This window comes from Lentzea cavernae, assembly GCF_014653695.1.
GTDB lineage: Bacteria > Actinomycetota > Actinomycetes > Mycobacteriales > Pseudonocardiaceae > Lentzea > Lentzea cavernae.
Genome location: NZ_BNAR01000004.1, coordinates 64,286 through 83,335, shown reverse-complemented (window position 1 = coordinate 83,335; position 19,050 = coordinate 64,286). Strand labels below are relative to the sequence as shown.

At 69.0% G+C, this 19,050-nt stretch carries 17 protein-coding genes; 6 read left to right on the top strand and 11 right to left on the bottom strand.

Annotated features, from left to right (window positions below; all coding sequences use genetic code 11):
* The first annotated feature begins 69 nt into the window (after positions 1 to 69).
* A complete protein-coding gene (locus IE307_RS14610; RefSeq protein ID WP_229904712.1) occupies positions 70 to 330 on the top strand; it encodes a DUF5988 family protein in 261 nt (86 codons plus the stop codon).
* Between the two features lie 106 nt (positions 331 to 436).
* Here IE307_RS14610 and IE307_RS14605 read toward each other — a convergent pair whose 3' ends face one another.
* The 3 genes from IE307_RS14605 to IE307_RS14595 form a co-directional block, all read right to left on the bottom strand.
* Entirely contained in the window at positions 437 to 943 is a 507-nt protein-coding gene (locus IE307_RS14605) for a carboxymuconolactone decarboxylase family protein (protein ID WP_229904711.1), read from the bottom strand.
* Positions 944 to 1,475: 532 nt separating this feature from the next.
* Positions 1,476 to 2,885, bottom strand: a complete 1,410-nt coding sequence (locus IE307_RS14600; protein ID WP_191298481.1) for a class I adenylate-forming enzyme family protein — start codon at positions 2,883 to 2,885, stop codon at positions 1,476 to 1,478.
* 250 nt (positions 2,886 to 3,135) lie between these two features.
* On the bottom strand, positions 3,136 to 6,120 hold the full coding sequence (locus IE307_RS14595; RefSeq protein ID WP_191298480.1) for an AfsR/SARP family transcriptional regulator: 2,985 nt from the start codon (positions 6,118 to 6,120) through the stop codon (positions 3,136 to 3,138).
* A gap of 626 nt (positions 6,121 to 6,746) precedes the next feature.
* Here IE307_RS14595 and IE307_RS14590 point away from each other — a divergent pair.
* Both IE307_RS14590 and IE307_RS14585 read left to right on the top strand, forming a co-directional pair.
* The gene (locus IE307_RS14590) at positions 6,747 to 7,067 is read left to right on the top strand and encodes a hypothetical protein (RefSeq protein WP_191298479.1); all 321 of its coding nucleotides are present in this window, start codon (positions 6,747 to 6,749) and stop codon (positions 7,065 to 7,067) included.
* 41 nt (positions 7,068 to 7,108) lie between these two features.
* Positions 7,109 to 9,664: an ATP-binding protein gene (locus IE307_RS14585; protein WP_191298478.1), complete on the top strand. Its 2,556-nt coding sequence runs from the start codon at positions 7,109 to 7,111 to the stop codon at positions 9,662 to 9,664.
* A gap of 119 nt (positions 9,665 to 9,783) precedes the next feature.
* Here IE307_RS14585 and IE307_RS14580 read toward each other — a convergent pair whose 3' ends face one another.
* From IE307_RS14580 to IE307_RS14565, 4 genes are all read right to left on the bottom strand, one after another.
* Positions 9,784 to 10,407 (bottom strand): TetR/AcrR family transcriptional regulator, encoded by a 624-nt coding sequence (locus IE307_RS14580; RefSeq protein ID WP_191298477.1) that lies wholly within the window; start codon positions 10,405 to 10,407, stop codon positions 9,784 to 9,786.
* A gap of 46 nt (positions 10,408 to 10,453) precedes the next feature.
* Positions 10,454 to 11,989 (bottom strand): MFS transporter, encoded by a 1,536-nt coding sequence (locus tag IE307_RS14575; protein ID WP_191298476.1) that lies wholly within the window; start codon positions 11,987 to 11,989, stop codon positions 10,454 to 10,456.
* A gap of 267 nt (positions 11,990 to 12,256) precedes the next feature.
* Positions 12,257 to 12,616 carry a TFIIB-type zinc ribbon-containing protein gene (locus tag IE307_RS14570; protein WP_191298475.1) on the bottom strand — a complete coding sequence of 120 codons (360 nt, stop codon included), beginning with the start codon at positions 12,614 to 12,616 and terminating at the stop codon, positions 12,257 to 12,259.
* 130 nt (positions 12,617 to 12,746) lie between these two features.
* On the bottom strand, positions 12,747 to 13,652 hold the full coding sequence (locus tag IE307_RS14565) for an alpha/beta fold hydrolase (RefSeq protein ID WP_191298474.1): 906 nt from the start codon (positions 13,650 to 13,652) through the stop codon (positions 12,747 to 12,749).
* Between the two features lie 84 nt (positions 13,653 to 13,736).
* Here IE307_RS14565 and IE307_RS14560 point away from each other — a divergent pair, with 84 nt between their 5' ends.
* Together IE307_RS14560 and IE307_RS14555 are read left to right on the top strand one after the other, a co-directional pair.
* A complete protein-coding gene (locus tag IE307_RS14560) occupies positions 13,737 to 14,216 on the top strand; it encodes a MarR family winged helix-turn-helix transcriptional regulator (protein WP_191298473.1) in 480 nt (159 codons plus the stop codon).
* Between the two features lie 72 nt (positions 14,217 to 14,288).
* Positions 14,289 to 15,089, top strand: a complete 801-nt coding sequence (locus IE307_RS14555) for an NAD(P)H-dependent oxidoreductase (protein ID WP_191298472.1) — start codon at positions 14,289 to 14,291, stop codon at positions 15,087 to 15,089.
* Between the two features lie 55 nt (positions 15,090 to 15,144).
* Here IE307_RS14555 and IE307_RS14550 read toward each other — a convergent pair whose 3' ends face one another.
* From IE307_RS14550 to IE307_RS14535, 4 genes are all read right to left on the bottom strand, one after another.
* Complete coding sequence (locus IE307_RS14550; protein WP_191298471.1) at positions 15,145 to 15,834, bottom strand: type 1 glutamine amidotransferase domain-containing protein; 690 nt, start codon at positions 15,832 to 15,834, stop codon at positions 15,145 to 15,147.
* Between the two features lie 68 nt (positions 15,835 to 15,902).
* On the bottom strand, positions 15,903 to 16,496 hold the full coding sequence (locus IE307_RS14545; RefSeq protein WP_191298470.1) for a TetR/AcrR family transcriptional regulator: 594 nt from the start codon (positions 16,494 to 16,496) through the stop codon (positions 15,903 to 15,905).
* Between the two features lie 134 nt (positions 16,497 to 16,630).
* Complete coding sequence (locus IE307_RS14540) at positions 16,631 to 17,299, bottom strand: hydrolase (protein ID WP_191298469.1); 669 nt, start codon at positions 17,297 to 17,299, stop codon at positions 16,631 to 16,633.
* A gap of 42 nt (positions 17,300 to 17,341) precedes the next feature.
* Positions 17,342 to 17,896: an NAD(P)-binding domain-containing protein gene (locus IE307_RS14535; protein ID WP_191298468.1), complete on the bottom strand. Its 555-nt coding sequence runs from the start codon at positions 17,894 to 17,896 to the stop codon at positions 17,342 to 17,344.
* Positions 17,897 to 18,070: 174 nt separating this feature from the next.
* Between IE307_RS14535 and IE307_RS14530 the strand changes: the two genes are divergently transcribed.
* Positions 18,071 to 19,000 carry a LysR substrate-binding domain-containing protein gene (locus tag IE307_RS14530; RefSeq protein WP_308436362.1) on the top strand — a complete coding sequence of 310 codons (930 nt, stop codon included), beginning with the start codon at positions 18,071 to 18,073 and terminating at the stop codon, positions 18,998 to 19,000.
* Positions 19,001 to 19,050 lie beyond the last annotated feature (50 nt).

The following is a 19,050-nucleotide window of genomic DNA, read 5'->3' as shown; positions in this document are numbered from 1 at the left end:
CGGAGCTCTGGCAAGCAGCAGTGAGGACGTCGCAGGCGAAGTTCACGACCGTAGCGAAGGGATCCCACCATGACCGAGGTTGTGCAGACCAACATCGACACTGCTTTCCCCGTCGACGGCAGCGCCGGCTACCTCGTCGACGCCGTGTTGCACGGCGGCCCGGCCGACCTGCCGCAGGAGACGCGGGCACAACGCGTGCACCGCGAGGAGAAGAAGGTCAAGATCCCGCACTACGGCGGGCACGAGCACTTCGAACGCGACGGCGCCGCACTCGACGAGCGCACCGCGGTGGTGTTCCGCTGGATCGGACGCACTCGCGTCGCCGAGTGAAGCGCACCGCTGGACTGCCGCCGACGCCGCTGGCTTCACCGCCTCCGGTGTCGGCGGCTCAGTTCGTGGCCGGTCCGGGCTCTCCCCGTCGAGGGCGCACCGGGTTCTAGAAACCCATCGACTCACTGGCGTTCCAGGAGTGGGGCAGTACCGCGTCCTCCAGCGGTGGACGTGCGATGTTCGCGAGGTAGTTCGACATCGTCGAGACAGCCACTCCCGCGATCACCTCCAGGACCTGCTCGCCCGTGAAGCCGGCCGCCTGGAAGGCCGCCAGCTCCGCGTCGTCCACCTGTCCGCGCAGCTCGATCACCGACTGGGTGAACGAGGACAGCGCCGCCATGCGCGGGTTCTTCGGCAGCATGCCCTGGCGGATCGCCTCCACCGCGGACGGCTCGACACCCTCGGTGAGGGCCTCCAGCGTGTGGAACGCGACCGCCCACTCGCTGCGGTTGGCGACCGCGTTGGACAGCAACAGGACCTGCCGCTCGTCCGGGGCGAAAGTGCCTTCGTCGCAGAAGTGACCGTACGCGGAGAAGAACGCGTTGATCAGCGCCGGGGAGTCCGCCATCAGGTCGGCGACCGTGCCGGCGTTCTGGGTCGGGTGGCTGATCATGCGCGGTCCGAGAGTTGCCGGTTCGGGCTCACGATCTGAATGAAACACCCGGGAAACGGGGCAGCCGATACCGCACACCCGTGATAACTCGCCCGGTTTCCGCCCGGTTCGCGCTGTGCGACTTCTGATCCACTCCGGATGATGACCCGCGTGCGTCCACATCGTCGCATCCGTACGCCCGAACGGCGTCACCGGACCTGTTGATTCCGGTCGAACCGGACAGTGCGCGCCGGAGTCGGACACGGCGCGACCGGAAGTCCCGCACTCGGCGCGATGCACGCGTCATCGAGGGGGCCGTGCCCGGCCACCTGCGATGATCGAGGCCAGGAGCACGCCGGCGGGGTACGCGAGAAAGGCGTCCACCGGCAGTTCGCTCGACCGGCCATCCGAATTTCGACTGCATGCGGCCCGCTTGCGGCTCGTGGACCCGGGCTGTCCACCCACGCGCGTCGGGCAATGGCGGAGGGGCGAGCGGCCTGCTCCGCCATCGCCCTCGACGACCTGGCCCGGTGCGGACGAACTCCGAGTGCCTCTAGTTCTCCGCGAGTGCCAGTTGTTCGAGCTCTTTGCGGTTCGGCTTCCCGTTGCGGTTCAACGGGAACCGCTCGAGCACGCTCACCCGGTTCGGCTGCTCGTACTTCGGCAGGACGGAGTTGATCAGGTCGCGCCAGTGGGCCGGCTCGCGCTTCTGCTCGTCCTCCACGTAGAACACGAGCGTCGAGCCCCGTCGATCACACGGCAACGCCACGATCATCGCGACGCAGCCCTGTGCGGCCAGCGTGTGCTCGATGATCTCGGGGTGCAGCGTGTACCCGTTGCGGTGCACGGCCGTCTTGCGGCCGGCCACGAACAGGTTCCCGGCGGGGTCGAGGTAGCCGAAGTCGTTGGTGGCGTACCACTCCCGCGCTACCGGCGTCACCGTGCCGTCCGGCCCGAGGTACCCCTCCATGAGGTCCGGGTCGAGCACCTCGATCTCACCGATCTCACCTGCGGGGAGCAAGGCGCCGTTCTCGCCGCGGATCCGCACCGAGATGCCCTCGACCGGCCGCCCCGTGCCGACCGGGTTGTCCGGCGTCGCGAACGCGACGTTGCCCATCTCGGTGCTGCCGTAGGAATCCAGCAACGGCAGGCCGTACACGTCGAGCGCCTGCCGGGACAGGGCCGGGTCGAGTGGCGCGGCACCGCTGCACAGCATGCGGACGTCGCTGAAGGTGCCGACGAACGCGCTGCGCCTGTCCACGATGTTCAGGATGCTCTTGTAGGTGGCGGGAGTCGCGTCGACCACGGTCGCGCCCACCATTCCGGCGAGCCGCAGCGCGCGGTCCAGCCTGCGGTACGGCGCGATGACCAGCGAGCACCGCACGAGCCACGCGATGAGGATCATCGAGATCCCGTACTGGTGGTTGAACGGCAACAACGGCAGCAGGACGTCGTCGGAACGGTGCCCGACGAGATCCGCGTTGCGCTGCAGGTTCTTCAGGAACCGGCCGCCGTTCTTCACGACCCCCTTGGGCTCGCCGGTCGAGCCGGACGACCACATGATGATGCTGTCCGGCAGCCGGCACCACGCGGAGAAGTCGAGCGCCGAGTCGGTCGGCACCCGTCCGCACGCGCCGACCGCCAATTCGTAGCAGTGGACGAACTCCTGGTCGTTCGAAATGGGAGCGTCGTCGTCGACGATGACCATCTTCACCGATGAACGAACGCAGGCCTGTGTCGTGTCATCGGACTTCTGCTGGTGGTCGACGAGCACCACCGACGCGCCCACGTGCATCAGCGCCAAAAGCGTGCTGAGGTAGGAAACGGAATTGTCGACCTTCAGCAGGACGCGGTCGCCGAGGCCCAGCCCCTGGTCACGCAGCACGTCCGCGGTGCACAGGGCACGTTGTTCGAGCTCTTCGAATGTAAGAGTGACGTCCGGGGCGAACAATTTTGCCGACATCGGATCAAACTCCTCCCAAGCGACTATTGTAAAAGAGGGTATTGCGTTGAACGCCACCTCCCGCCCACTGCGCGGTAACCGCCGGACCGAGTGGTGAATTACGCGCGCGTGTTCACCGCCGCCACGCCAGTCCCCCGCTGGAGCACGCCGAGATGGGCGGGGCTCTCACCGGACGCCGTTCAGCCACGTGAGCGGTCCCTCGCCGCGATCCTGCGGCACCTCACCGCCTGACGCTGCGCTGCGGAACGACCTAAGCCGTGCCGCCGTTCGACGTGCCCGCGGCCGACAGCGAGTTCTCCACCGTGATCTTCTCCAGCACAGCCAGCGCCTTGCTCTCCCACAACGCGAGCCGCAGCTCCTGGAACGTCGTCATGGCCTGCTCCACGATGGCGACCGCGTAGAACGTGTCCCCGCGCTGCGACACCAGCTGGGCGAGGTCCAGCTGGATGCGCGCGGCCCCGAGCCGGTCGAGGTTCTCCTCGCACAGCCGGATCGCGCGCCGCAGCAGCCGACCGGCCTCCGCGAACATGCGCATGCGGCCGTGGATCAGGCCGAGCGAGTGCAGGGCGTAGCTCTCGCCCACGGTGTCGCCGGAGCGCTGCACCATCGTGAGCACCGACGTGATGAGGTGCTGCGCCTGCTCGTACCGGCCCTGGGCGAGCATCGCGCCGCCGAGGCGGTACAGCACCTGGGCCTCCACGCGCGGGCTGGAGATCTCGCGGCACATGTCGAGGGCGTCGCCCAGCTGACCGAACGCCAGTTCGTGCTCGCCGCGGTCGAGCGACAGCTGCGCGAGCTGCGACACGACGTGGGCCTGGCCGATGACGTCGCCGACCCGCGTGAAGCCGGCCAGCGACTGCTCGAAGATCTGCCGCGAGACCTCGGGGCGTCCTTCGTTGTACTCCAGCAGCCCGAGGTTGCGGCGGGTCAGCGCCAGCCCGTGGGTGTCGTCGAGCTCGGTGAACAGCTGCAGGGCGGGTTCCAGCGCGGCGCGGGAGGCGTCCATGCGCCGTTGGCTGTGGTGCAACGAACCGAGCGAGCACAGCAGGGCCGCGGTGCCGCGCTTGTTGCCCGCCTTGCGCACGGCGTCCAGGGCGCGTTCGTGCGTGTGCTGCCAGTCGTCGAAGCAGCTGCGGGTCTCGAACAGCGTCACGAGCGTCATCGCCAGGTCCCAGCAGAGCTCGTCCAGGCCCGCGTCCGCGGTCTGCAGGACGGCCGCGCAGAGGTTCGGGCGCTCGCTCTCCAGCCAGCCCATCGGGTCCTGCAGCACCTGGTCGAGGTACGGCGCGCGGGGCTGCCAGCGCTTCCCCCGGCCGTGCAGCAGGGTGAAGTCGCCTCCGTAGATGAGCCGGTGCGCCTGCTCGGCCATCGCGAGCCAGCCCCCTGCGACCCGTTCCACGGACGCCAGTTGCGTGGCCGGGGCCTCGTGCGCGGTGAGCTGTTCCTTGGCGTACAGGCGGATCAGGTCGTGGAAGCGGTACCTCGGCATGCCGGTGACGTCGTTGCCCACCACGTCCAGCAGCTGCGCGTCGACGAGGCGCTCGACTAGGTCGAAACCGCGGTGGGGGTCGTCGGTGAGGGCGGTGGCCGTCCAGACGGGCAGGCTCTCCGCCTCGAGCAACGACATCAGCCGCATCACCCGCCGCGCGTCGGGTTCGAGGCTGTCGTAGGTGAGCGACAAGCTGGCGCGCACGACCATGTCGCCGTGCACGAGTTCGTCGAGGCGATGGCGTTCGTCGGCGAGACGGCTGACCATCGAGGCGAGGGACCAGTGCGGGCGGGCGGCGAGGCGCGCGCCGATGATGCGCAGCGCCAGTGGGAGCCCTCCCACGATGTCTATCAACGCCGGCACGGCGACCGGTTCGCTCTCCAGGCGCTGCCTGCCGATGATGCGTCCCAGCAGTTCCCGCGAGTCGTCGGAGTTCATGCAGTCGACGTCGACCAAATGAGATCCGGCGAGACCGGTCAGGCGGGCCCTGCTCGTGACGATGACGCCGCACGTCGGCGAGCCCGGGAGCAGCTGGTGCACCTGCGATTCGCTGCCCGCGTCGTCCAGGACGACCAGCACGCGCCGGTGCGCGAGCATGCTGCGGTACATGTCCGCGCGTTCGTCGACGCCGTCGGGCAACGTCGAGCCCACGGCGCCCAGCGCGGAGAGGAAGCGGCCGAGGACCTCGGCCGGGGTGGCCGGTTGTGCCTGGGTACCGCGCAGGTCGCAGTAGAGCTGACCGTCGGGGTAGGTCTCGGCGGCGACGCGGTGGGCCACGTGGACCGCGAGAGCGCTCTTGCCGATGCCCGCCTTGCCCGAGATGTTCACGACGTGCATCGTCATCTGGTCGCCGGACAGCACGCTCTCGGCACGCGCCACCAGGTCCTGGCGGCCGATGAAGTCCGAGGTCGTGGCCGGGAGCTGGTGCGGTGACACGACCACGGGCGTGGCGACCGGAACCGGTTCCTCCTGGTCGAGCCGCAGCACCTTGTCGTCGGTGAGGATCGCGGTCTCGAGCCTGCGCAGCTGGTCGCTCGGTTCGAGACCGAGGCGGTCGATGAACAGGTCACGGCCCGCGCGGTAGACCTCGAGGGCTTCGGACTGCCGCCCGGAGCGGTGGAGCGCGAGCATCAACTGACCGCGAGAGCGCTCTCGCAGTGGGTTTTCGGTCACCATGCTGTGCAATTCGCCGATGAGGGCGTGGTGGCGACCGAGCGACAATTCGACCTCGACGCAGTTCTCCAGCGCCGACAGACGTTTCTCGTCGAGTCGCAGAGCCTTGCTCTGCAACGTGGGACCGGCCCCGCTGAGCGCCGGTCCGCGCCACAGGGCCAGCGCCGAGCGCAGCACCGTCGAAGCCTCCTCCGGGCGGCCCTGGCGCACGGCGAGATCGGCACTGGCGACGCGGCGTTCGAACAGGAAGACGTCGATTTTGTCCGCGTCGACGCGCAGCAGGTAACCCGGCTGGCGCGTCTCGATCTGGGCGTCGACACCGGCTCTCGTGAACTCCCGCCGGAGCGCGGACACGCAGATCTGGATCTGCGCTCGCGCTGTCGACGGCGGGGAGTGCTCCCACACGAGGTCGATCAACTGCTCCATGCCGACCACGCGATTGGCTTCGAGCAACAATGCGCTCAGCACGGTCCTCTGGCGTCGCGGCGGCATCGATATCTGGTCTTTCGACCCGACTACCTCGATTATTCCCAGCAGTTTGAAAACAAGTCCCTCGTCAGGGGCGAGGCTCATGATCGGCGACCCCTCGTGCCTTTATCTACAACGTGTCGGCCGCATTGCCTTCTTGGTCTGATCGAGACAGTCGTTGTCGCGGAAGTTGTCCGATGGGATCATCTCGCCGTGGGAGGTGATGTGAATGATCCTCGCATCCAGGGTGTGACCTCTACGAAGTTACCACGGAGGGGAAAGCTGTCAAGATCTTCTTGTGTATCAATACGCGATCCACCAAAATGCGCCGGCCTCACCGCGCATCTCACTTGGGCGTGATCATCGCCAAGATGTCACCGCAGATTAACTTGGGTGCACGAACGCGAACTCGTCGTTGCCGGGGCTAACTTCATGGCGATCTCACGTTGTGTCGCCAGGTGGTCTGAACGCCTCGTCGTCGCTGGACGGAGCGCTGCGAGCCGTTCGTTCGGATCGCTGAACTTCCCGGTCATTGCGCGTGTCGCAACGCATTCCTCCGATTGCGTCCGACGGCATGGCATCGGCAGCGGGTTGACTGGGGAGTCAGTTATCCGGGCGTCTCCTCGGCTCGCCGACTGCGCCATCACGACCAATTGATACGCGCTGGGCGCGAACGATAGAACGACGATGGGCGGCACTTCTAACTTCGTTCTCGAGCGCCGCCGGAGGTGGTGCCCAACAACTCGATCCGCGATCCGATCGACCACGAGGAGACCGACATGTTCCGCAAGGCGACCGCTGCCACACTGGTTCTCGCCGCCGTTCCCGCGGTGCTGACGATGACCATCCTCACCGGCACCGCCCAGGCCGACCACGACCGGCGGGGTGACGGCCACGGGTGCCACGCCTCGCGCACTCACACCGCGGCCGACGGTGACACGCCCTGGGGTTCGGCCACATGCGACGACGACACCCCGTGGGGCCGTTCCCGCCCGACTTCCGGACGTCCGGCCGGCGGTGACTCGGGGTGCGGCGACACCCCCTGGGGCTGATCCCTCCACCGCGCACGACGACGACAGAAGGGGGCAGAACCATGCGATTCCACCTGCTGGGCTCATTGGAAGTTCTAGACGGCGACCTGCCCGTGCCTCTGGGGGGTGTCAAGCAGCGCGCGGCTCTGGGCTTCCTGCTGTTGCAGTCCAACCGAGTGGTGGCGACGAGCAAGCTGCTCCACGCGTTGTGGCCGCGGGACGTCCCGCCCACGGCGCGCAAGATGCTGCAGAACGCCGTCTCAGGGCTGCGAGGCGTTCTCACGTCGCACGGCGGCAACCCCGACGGGGCCCCGATGCTGCTGACCCACGCGCCGGGGTACCTGCTGCGCGTGGACCAGAACTCCCTCGACCTGTCGCGCTTCCAGCAGCTGGCCGAACAGGGGAGGGGTGAGCTCGCCGCGGGCAACTGGCCCGCCGCCGCGAAGGTGCTCCGCGGTGCGCTGGGCCTGTGGCGCGGACCGGTGCTCGCGGATCTCGCCGAGACCGGGATCAACTGGCCGGAGCTGACCGCCATCAAGGACTGGAAGCTCGCGGTGCAGGAGGACTGCTTCGAGGCGGAGCTCGCCTGCGGCAGGCACGGGGAGATCATCGGCGAGCTCGAGTCCCTGGTCGAGCTGGAGCCGTACCGCGAACGGCTGGGCGGCCAGTTGATGCTCGCGCTGTACCGGTGCGGCAGGCAGGTGGACGCGCTGAGCGTCTACCGCCGCACCAGGGCGGCGCTGGTGGCGGAACTCGGTCTCGAACCAGGACGCGACCTGCAGGAGCTCGAGCGCGCGATCCTCGACCACGCGCCCACGCTGGACCTTCCGCCGTCGGTGCAACGCCGGCACCTGCTCGCCGTCGGCCAGGACCCCGCTCCGGTGCGCGCGCCCGTCGTGATCACGAGGCCCGCCGCGGAGCCCGTCGCCGCGGCGGTCGTCGCGGACGCGGACCTCGCGACGACGGAGCGCAAGCTCGTGAGCGTCGTGATGGTGTCCGCCCAGCTCGGTCTCGCGACCGGCGACGGTGACCCGGAGGACGTCGACGCGGTGCACCAGGAGGTCGCGTCCGTCGTCTCCGCCGAGGTGTCCCGTCTGGGCGGTGTCGTCGGCGGAAGCATCGGATCCGTGTTCCTCGCCCTGTTCGGCGTGCCCAAGACCGCCGAGGACGACGCTGATCGCGCGGTGCGTGCGTCCGTCACCATCCGCGACCGGCTCGACGCCGTCGCCGAGGTGCAGATCGGTGTGGCGACCGGCGATGCGCTCGTGCGCCTGCCTTCGTCGGGTGTGCCCACCGCCAGCGGTGTCCTGCTCGACCAGTGCCGTCAGCTCATGGCGTTGGCGCCACTGGGCGCGGTGCGTGCGTGCACCTCGACCCGTGACGCCGCCGATTCCGTGGTCTGGGAGGCCGACGGCGCCCCGACCGGTGGCTGGCAGGCGATCTCGTGCACGCCGCGGCGTGGTGCGGCCCGCCGCGTGCAGGCCGAGGTGCCGTTCGTGGAGCGCGAGCGCGAGTTGCTGGTGCTGCAAGGGCTTCTCGAGGAGGTGCGCACGCGCCGGCGCCCGCACTTCGTCACCGTGCTCGGCGAGGCGGGCATGGGCAAGACGCGGCTCGTCAACGAGCTCGCGTCCTCCCGTACGACCGCTTTCCGCGGCACCGCGACGGCTTTCGGCGACGATGACGGCTACGGGCCGTTGACCGACGTCGTGAGTGAGTTCTCCTCCTTCCCGACCCTGCGCGCCGACCTCGTGAGGCTGGTCGGCGCCGGTGAGCTCGCGGACCGGCTGCACGCGAGCCTGGCCTGCCTGGCCGACCCCGGCGCCGAGGTGCGGCCGGACTTCCCGGCGTGGCGGCGGTTCCTGGAGGAGGTCGCGGAGTCCGAACCGCTGATCGTGCTGCTGGAGGACGTGCACTGGGCCAACGACGTGGTGCTCGACTTCGTGGAGGAACTGAGCGAACAGGCCGGTTCCGTGCCGTTGCTGGTGATCGCGACCGCGCGACCGGAACTGCTGCAGCGCCGGCCCTCGTGGTTCGGCGGCAAGCGCAACGCGACCACGATCAGCCTGGAGCCGTTGTCCCACAACGGAACCCGCCAACTGCTCAACTCGCTGCTGCAGGCACGGGAGTTGTCGTCCGAACTGTGGCAGGCGCTCGTGTCGTGCGCCAGCGGCAACCCGCTGTTCGCCACCGAGTACGCCGGCATGGTGGCGGACCCGCGCACGCCATGTCTGCAGAACGACACCTCGCTGCCGGTGCCGCCTTCGGTCCGAGGGGTGCTGACCACCCAGCTCGACTCGTTGCCGATCGAGGTGAAGGCGGTTCTGCAGGACGCCGCGCTCACCGGTGACCTCGTGTCGCCCAGCTCGGTGGCCGCGACGGGCCGGCGCGACGCCTTCGAGGTCGCCAAGGCGCTGGAGCTGCTGGAACAGCGGGACTTCCTGCGCCGCCAGGGCCGCAACAGCGAGACCGGCGAGATCGAGTACGGGTTCCGGCACCTGCTCGTGCGCGACGTCGTCGCCGACCAGATCCCCCGCGCCGAGAGGGCGTCGAAGCAGGAACGGGCGCGGGCGTGGCTCAACCAGCTGGCGCTCGACCTCACCGGCCGCCGGGCCGGATGATCCAGCCGCACGCGCAACGCCGGGCCGCTTCCCGTTGCGGCCCGGCGTTGCGCTGTGCCCGCACGACCACGAGCGGACATGCCTCTGCCCAGCCGTCCCGCGGCTGGGCAGAGGTTTCTTCAGCTGTCGGTGGAACGGGTCTGCGTGGTCAGCGAGTGCACGGTCCGCCGGAGGACCTCCACGAGGTCCGGCGTCGCGGGCTGCGGGTGCAGCACCGCCTGCATGGTCAGTCCGTCCAGCAGCGCGCACAGCCGGAAGCACTCGATGCCGAGGTCCAAGTCCTCGGGCAGGCCGCCGTGGTCGACGGCCCGCCCGAGGATCCTGGTGATCAACCAGCGCGTGTGCTCGTGGTGTTCGTCCGCGACCACGTGCAGCGTCGGCTGAGTCCGCGCGGCGACGACGAACGCCAGCCACACGGTCATGTCCTCGCGGCGCGCCCGGTCGAGGGGGAGCAGCTCGGCCAGCAGGTCGGAGACCAGGGCGGTGCTGCCGAGGCCGCCCGCGGGCAGCTGGTCGAAGCGGGTGGCCACTCGCTGCCTGATGCGCCGGCCGAGCTCGCGCATCGTGAAGACCGCCAGGTCGTCGTGGCTCTCGAAGTAGTGCCGGATGGCTCCGATGGAGAGTCCGGTCTCGTCCGCGAGGTTGCGCAGCGACGCGCCTTCGACACCCGCGCGGATCATGATCCGCACGGCGGCATCGGCGACGACCTTCCGCCGCTCTCCCGGAATCACTATCTTCGGCATGTTCTCCCTTGCGCCGCAGGGCTGTCCGGCTTCTTCACGAGACTGTTCAGGTGCCGAGCGCGGGGTCCTGCTCGCGCACCGGTTCCTCTTCGATGACCTTGGGAACGCCGCGCAGGAACCTCAGCACGACGAGGGCGAGGAGGACCGTGAGGGCGGCGCTGAAGATCATGCTCGTCCGGATTCCGCCGAGGTACGCCTCGATGGCGGCGGCCTGCAGCGCTGAGGCGGCCGGCTCCGGCAGACCGCTGGCGACGGCCGCGCTCAACGACTCCCGGGCCTGTTCGACGCTCGCCTGCGGGACGCCCAGGGGCACGACGAGCTGCGCGCGGTACATCGCGGAGAGAACGCTGCCGATGATGGCGATCCCGAGCGCACCACCCAGCTCGTACGCGGTGACCGAGATCGCCGCGGCCCCGCCGGCACGATCTCGCGGCACGGTGCCGAGGATCGTGTCACCGGTGACCGTCAGGGTGAGACCCGCGCCCGCACCGACCGCGACCTGCGCGAGGACGACCAGGGTGTACGGCGAGTGCGCCTGCACGAAGCCGAGCATGCCGAAACCGATCGCGGCGAGGACCAGCCCCAGCGCGACCGCGTACCCGCGGCCGATCCTGTTGATCGCCGTCGCGGCGAACACACCGCCCGCCAGCACGGCGGCCAGCGCGCCCGGCACGTAGGCGAGTCCCGCCTTCAACGGTGCCCACTCGCGGACCAGCTGGAAGTACTGGCTGATGATGAAACCGAACGCCGACAGGGTGAACACCGCGATCAGGTTCGACCCCACGGACGCGGTGAACTCCCGGCTGCGGAACAACCTCAGGTCGATCAGAGGAACGGGCAGCCGCAGCTGGCGCCGCATGAACAGCCCCAGTGTCACAACCCCCACGACCAGAGCGCTCAGCACGTCCGGCTGCCACAGACCCACGAAGAAGATGGACTTGATCGTGTAGACCAGCGCGACCATGCCGACGATGGACAGCACCACGCTGGCCAGGTCCAGCCGCAGCCGTTGCGGCGCACGCGACTCCGGGATGAACTTGGCCGCGGCGAGGATCAGCAGGGCGATCGGGACGTTCACCAGGAACACCGAGCCCCACCAGAACTCGTTCAGCAGAAGTCCGCCGAGGATCGGGCCGACCGCGAAACCCGCCGCGGAGAAGCCCGCGCTGGCGCCCACAGCGGCCGTGCGAGCCCGTTGCGTGGTGAACACGGCACGCAACAACGACGTCGTCGCGGGCAGGATCGCCGCTCCTCCCACGCCCAGCAAAGCCCGCGCGGCGATCAGCAGCTCGGCGGTCGGCGCGTACGCCGTCAGCACGGACGCCACCGCGAACGCGACGACACCGAACACCAGCATCCTGCGCCGCCCCACCCGGTCGCCCAGGTTGCCCATGGTGACCAGGAGGCCCGCCATCGTGAACCCGTAGATGTCCACGATCCACAGCATCGACACGTTGGAGGCGCCGAGGTCGGCCGTCACCTCGGGCACCGCCAGGTACAGCACGGTCATGTCCACCGTGACGATCAGCTGCGCGAGGCACGACACGAAGACGGTCGCGTAGGCCGCCGCCCGGCTGTTCATGTGACGTCCACTTCTAAAAGGGGCTGACAAGAAACCCGAACGCATGCGCGGTGCTCGCGCTTTCCTTTGCGTCTCTCGGCTCGACACACCTGCAACTCCGGAGTTGTCTCGGTTCAAGGCACGCGGTCGCGCACCGAGGATTCGCTGGCGCAGGCTGGACGGCCCGGCGAGCGCCGCACCCCGACCGGGTCACGACAATCCGAGCGCTCGCCGGGTCATTCCAGCGCTGCGTTTCCTGGGCTCGTCAGAACCGCAGAATGGAGGAGCTCAGCCGAAGATCTCGTCGAGGAATCCCCACTTGTCCTTTTTCTTCTTCTTTCCGCGAGAGTCCCTGCTGTCGCCGAAGAAGTCGTCGTCGTCGCCCCAGAATTCGTCCTTCTTCTTGTGGGACGGCGGTGCCGGGTGGTGCGGCGCCGACATCGGCGCAGGCTGGTAGGGCGGTGGGGCCGACTGGGGAGAGGAGGCCCGGCCGAACTCGGTGGACTGCAGATGAGCGCGGTAGGACTGGAGAATCTGCTCCAGCTCGCCGTTGTCCAGGTAGATGCCCCGGCAGTTGTCGCACTGCTCGAGGTGAATCCCGTTCCGGTCGAAGGTGTGCATGGCGTGCTGGCATTTTGGGCAGATCATAAAGCGAGGATAGGGGCGGTTCACCCACAAGCACCCCACTCGTCCTCCCATGGTGGTAACTGACCGGTAATCGCGCACCCATCCGAGACCACATTGCGAGAGCGGATCTCCCCGGTCGCCGGAATGCCGCTCAGCTGCTGTGCGCGGCCGGCGGTTCGGCGCGCGCCAGGAACTTCAGCATGACCGCGGCGAGTTCGTCCGGCGCTTCCTGTGCGACGAGATGACCGACCTCCGGCAGCCGCACCGAGGTGACCTCCGAAGTGGCGACGGCGCGGAACGTCTGCTCCGTGAGGGAGACGCCGGACGCGTCGACGGTGAGCACCGGGACGGACAGGGGACTCGACGTCGCCAGCGCCCTGATCGCGTCCTTGCCGGCGAAGATGTCGCGGTAGAGGACGGCGGTGCCGCTCCAGCCGCCGGTGCGCGCGTAGGTGCGGACGAACTCGTCGAGGTCGGCCTCGGTGACGGCTCCCTCGGTGGCCGTCATGAGGGGGTAGGCCCAGTCGGCGATCATCCGCCGTTCGATGCCGGGCAGGAACAGCTCCGGAACGCCTGGGGCGCCGAGGAAGCCGACGTGCCACGAACCGCCGTTGACGACGTCGGCCAGCTTCTCCAGGCCGAACCCGGTCAGCGTCGTCTCCACCGCGGTCAGGCTGAGCACGTCGGCCGGGTGTGCCGCGGCGAGCCGGAAGCCGGTGTTGCCGCTGATGTCCTGGCAGGACAGGTGGACCGGTCCGGTTCCGAGGTGCTCGATCAGCTGGTGCAGGTCCTCGACGTAGGTGGCCGCGTCGATGTCGCCGCTCGTGGTGCCGGAGTCGCCGAACCCGCGCAGGTCGACGGCGAAGACCCGGTGCGTGCGCGCGAGGAGGGGGATCAGCTTGTGGAACGCCCACCACGTTTCGGGCCACCCGTGCAGCAGCAGTACGGGGGAGCCGTGGGTTCCGGCTGAGACGTAGTGCAGCCGGGTGCCGTTGACGTCGGCCACGTGGTGGGTGACGTCCGGAATGGTGGCACCGGCGGGGGAGATGACGGACATGATCCGTCCCTTCAATTAGACAGCCTGGGTGTCGAAATTTAGACAGCCAGGCTGTCGATGTCAACTTGCTTGTAGGCTTCCCCGGTGTCTCGATCCGGCGCCAACCTCGCTCTGCTCCTGCTCGGCGGGTTCCGCAACCTGGCCGACCGCGCCACCGCCGAGCTCGCCACGCGCGGCTACGAGGACGTCCGCACGGTGCACGACTTCGCGCTCACGGCGATCCTGTCGGGCGCGGACAACGTCTCCGAACTGGGCCGGCGGCTGTTCATCACCAAGCAGTCCGCCGCGAAGATCGTCGCCGTCCTCGAGGAACGCGGGTTCGTGAGCCGCGAGCCCGACCCGGTCGACCGCCGCCGGATGCGCCTGCTCGTCACCGAACGCGGGCTCGCCATGAGGAGTGAAGGTCAGCAGATCTTCGACGACATGCGCGAGCAGTGGGAGGAGCAGGTGGGCGCCGAGGCGCTGAACGCCGTCGAGGACGCGCTGCGCGAGCTGCTGGGTGACACCGCGGGCCGGCTCGACTCCCCGGGCTGGCTCATGAGGGACCTGCCCGCAGACTCCTGACCCGGACGACCGCGCATGCGCATCGGACTTCCAGCTATGTGAGCGTCCGCCGTTCGCCGGTTTACTGTCAGCATGACCATCGCTCATCCGCCGAAGCCGGACACCGCCCTGTGGGTGTACGCCCACCCGCGCCGTGACTCGCTGAACGACCGCCTCCTGCAAGCCGGGACGAAGGCCCTGTCGCAGCGGTACGACGTGGCGGTCTCCGACCTCTACGCCCAGGGCTTCGACCCCGTGCTGTCCGGTCGCGACCTCGGAGACCTCTCAGAACGTCCCGGCAACATCGCGGAACTGGTCGGGGAGGTCTACGCGAGCGGCGGCCTGCCCGCCGACGTCCGCGAGGAGCAGGCCAAGCTCGCGGCGGCCGAACTGCTCGTCGTGCAGTTCCCGCTGTGGTGGTACGGGCCGCCGGCGATCCTCAAGGGCTGGTTCGACCGGGTGCTCACCAGCGGGTTCGCGTATGGGGACAACGATCCCGAACTCGGCGTGCCCCGCCGGTACGGCGACGGGGGACTGGCCGGGCGCAAGGCGCTGGTCGTGGTCACCGCCGGCGAGGACGAGCGCTCCATCGGCCCGCGCGGCATCAGCGGAGACCTCGAGTCCCTGCTCTTCCCGATCACCCACGGCGTCCTCTGGTACGTGGGCATCGAGGCGCTGGACCTGCACGTGGTCCACGACGCCGACTCGCTCGGCCCGGAGGAGGTCGAACGGCAGGTCGAGCGCCTGGTGACCCGGATCGGTGGCGTGGCCGACGAACGCCCGCGCCTGTTCCGGCGCCTGCGGGACGGCGACTACGCGAACACGCGCGCTCTGCGCGAGGACTTGGCGCCCGGCCGCACCGATCTGGGAATCCACCTGGCCGATCGCGACTGACCCGTCTTCCCCTGGCGGCTCGGCGGGCGCTCCGCCGAGCCGCCGGCGGGGGAACTCAGCCGGCGCGCTTCTCCAGCAGTGCGATGAGCGCGTCCGCGGCGGGGGCGGACGACGCCGGGTTCTGGCCGGTGATCAGCAGCCCGTCCTGGACCACGTGGGGCTGCCAGTCGGCGACCTTCGAGTAGGACCCGCCCAGCTTCGTCAGCTCGTCCTCGACGAGGAAGGGCACGACGTCGGTCAGCTGCACCCCTGCCTCCTCGGTGTTGGCGAACCCCGTGACCTCCTTGCCCCGCACCAGAGGAGTGCCGTCCTCCTGGGTGGTGTGGCGCAGGACGCCGGGGGCGTGGCACACGAGCGCGACCGGCTTGCCCGACCGCAGGGTGGTCTCGATCAACCGCGCCGAGTTCTCGTCCTCGGCCAGGTCCCACAGCGGCCCGTGCCCACCGGGGTAGAAGACCGCGTCGAACGCACCGGCGTCGACGGAGTCGAGACGCACGGTGTTCGCGAGCGCCGCGGTCGCCTCCGCGTCGGCCTCGAAACGGCGGGTGTCGTCGGTCTGCGCGCTCTCCTCGTTGCTCACCGGGTCCAGCGGCGGCTGACCGCCCAGCGGTGAGGCGAGCTGGACGTCCCACCCGGCGTTCTTGAAGCGGTAGTAGGGGGCGGCCAGCTCCTCGAGCCAGAAGCCCGTCTTGCGCCCGGTGTCCCCGAGCTGGTCGTGCGAGGTCAGAACGACAAGAACCTTCACGGAACTCTCCTCATATTAGACCGGTCGTCTCCAAATGGAGACAGTCAACCGGCACCTGGGTGGGTCGGTTACAGGCCGAGCAGCCGGCGGGTGGCCACCACGGTCGTGTCCATAGGCCCGCGCTCGCGGTGGATCTTGGCCATGACGCTGGCACCGAGCCACATGTCGTACAGGACCTCCGCCAGCGACCGGGCATCCCCGGCGATCGTGAGGGAACCGTCGTGCAGTCCCTGGTCGATCACCTTCTCGAGGCGGTCGACGATGGCCGTGGTGCCCTCCTTGAGGGCCAGGCGCATCGACTCCGACAGGTCCGCCACCTCGGCGCCCAGCTTCACGGCGAGGCACCGGCCGTGGCACTCGTCGAGGCTCTGCGTCTCGTACCACTGCTGCCAGTAGGCCATCAGCCGCTCGGCCGCCGAGGCGTCGCGCTGCCCGAGGACCCGGTCCATGTCGGCGAGGTACTCCTGGAAGTAGCTCTTCATCATGGCTTCGCCGAAGGCGTCCTTCGAGGCGAAGTAGTGGTAGAAGGACCCCTTCGGCACCTTCGCCTCGGCGAGGACCTCGTTGATGCCGACCGCCGCATAACCCTTGTGCGCCATGATGCGCTGGGCGGCGTCGAGGATGCTCCGGCGGGTGTCGGTGCTCCCTGCTGAGGTCGGCATGGCACCGACAGTACTCCGGATTAGACCGGTCGTCTAGTTGGTGCGGTGCTCTCAATTCTGGACGTGACGCACTACGGCGACGGCGAGGCAGGCCCGGCACGTGGTGTGCGCGCCGGACCCACCTCTGGCGACGTTCAGCCCTGCACACCAACGCCATCGGTGACGGGAGTGGCCAGCAGCTGCAGCTCCCAGGCGAGCGCGATGCCGCTCGCGCCACCATGCTCCAGCAGAAGTCGCGTGAGATCGGCGAGTGCCGACTCGCGTGCCCAGTCGCGCTGCCATTCCCCGGCCACGGCCATCCAGGTGATGGGCACGATGCCGACCTGTTCCATGCGGCGCACCGCCATGTCGTGCGCCTCGGCGCTGACTCCGCCACTGGCATCGGTGACGACGAAGACGTCGTAGCCCTCACCCCGCGCCTGGATGGCGGGCATGGCGACGCAGATCTCCGTCCACAACCCGGCGATGACCAGCTTCTTGCGGCCGGTCTGCTCCACGAGGTCGACGACGCAACGGTCCTCCCAGGTGTTGATGTACGTGCGGTTGATCGGCTTCTGGCCGGGGAAGACGTCCTGGAGGGCCTTGATGATGTGACCACCGCGTTCTTCGATCACCGTGGTCAGCACGGTGGGGACGTTGAACGCCTTGGCGAGCTTGGCCAGGCCGACGACGTTGTTCACGACCGAGGTCGAGTCGTGGCTGTGGAGGTTGGTGAACTGGTAGGGCTGGTGGTCGATCAGCACCAGAACGCTCTCCTCGGGGGTGAGCAGTGCATCGAGTCCGGCTTTCGCGGTGCGCGTCACGGTTCTTCCTCACACGTGGGGATCGGGAGTTCGACGGCCGGGTCAGAGCTGTTCGGGTGGGGCCGCCCGGTAGACGAACGGGCCGAGTCCGGACTGCGCGATCGCGAACATCACGCCGGCCAGGCCTTCCTGCGTGGCGGCCATGCCCAGGTCACCCAGGCGGACCGCCTCGTACCCCGCGTCGAGGCTGAGCCGGCTGACGACGTCCTCGACTTCGTCGTCACCGGCCCACAGGTTGCTCGGTCGTGCACGGGCATCGGCGATCCGCCCGAACAGGGAGGCGAAGTTGGTGCTGAACGCCTTCGCCGTCGGTCCTCCCGTCACCGACTTCACGTACTCGGCGGTGGAGGAGAACCCGGCCGGAGGTCGTGCACCGCCATAGAGGTTCGTGGCGTCGAGCACCGTTCTGCCCTCGAGCCCGACGACAGAGGACAGCGCTGCCTCCACGGCGTTCTGCGGAACGGCGAGCAGCACCGCCTCCGAAGCGCCGACGTCTCCGCCGCCACGCCCCAGCCGCGTCACCTGATGCCCGGCGCGTTCCCACAGGTCTGCCAGTCCACCGCCTACGTCGCCTCGTCCGAGCACGGTGATGTTCATGCTTCTCCTTGCGGGGGTTGATGTGCGCGATGGCGGCCGGTCACGCGGAAGGGGACTGGCTCTGACCAGGTTCGGCGGGACGCTGTGGATGGTCTTCCGCCGTGCACCGAGACTACGACGATCACTTGGTCGGCATCCAAGACTTGTCCGCCTGTCCAGCGGTAGGATTCGTCTATCGACATCTCTCCTCGCGTCCTCCGCTACTTCGTCGCCGTGGCCGAGGAACTGCACTTCGGCCGCGCCGCAGCGCGTCTGTACATCGCGCAGCCGTCCCTGAGCCATCAGATCCGCAAGCTCGAAGAGGCGCTGGGAACCCCGCTGTTCGTGCGCTCGAGCCGGAGCGTGCAGCTCACCGCCGCGGGCCGGACGCTGGCTCGCGAAGCACCGGAAGCGTTGGCCGCGCTGGAAAGAGCCGTGCAGCGCACCCGCCTGTCCGGAGCGGGGATCACGGCGACGATCCGCCTGGGGTACACACCTGTGACGGGCCTCGGCACGCTCACGGCGCTCCTCGACGCCCTGCGGGAGGACCACCCCGACTTCGTGGTCGACGCCCGGGAGCTCTTCAGCGCCGAGATCCCCGAACGTCTGCGCGCCGGCGAACTGGACGTCGGTCTCGCTCTCTCACCACCACCCCTCGACGGGGTGAAGAGCGAGCTCCTCCGCGAGGAGCCGGTCACCGCGGTCCTCAGCGCCCGCCACCGCTTGGCAGGCGCTGCAAGGATTCCGGTGAAGGCGCTGCGCGAAGAGACGCTGCTGCTGTTCGCGCGCCGTCTCGCTCCGGCCTACTACGACACCATCATCGCCGCGTGCCAGGAAGCCGGCTTCTCACCGACGATCTGCGCCTTCGACGAACCACCGGTGAGCGCCACGCTCGCCCGGCTCTCCAGTGGACGCGAGGTCAGCCTGGCCCCGGCGTCGTTCGCCGAGCACGCCGCCAAGACGAGTCCCGGCACGGTCGTCCGCGAGGTCGTGGATCCGTCGATCCCGGCGGAACTTTCCGTGCTGTGGCCCGCGAACGATCCGTCGCCCGCCATCGCGCACGTCGTCGACACCGCCCGGCGATGCGCTGAACGCAACGAGTGGCTGCGCCACCCCGTCGCCTAGCGCGACCTCAAGAATCCACTTGGGACGAAGAAGTGCCGGGCGACCTGTTC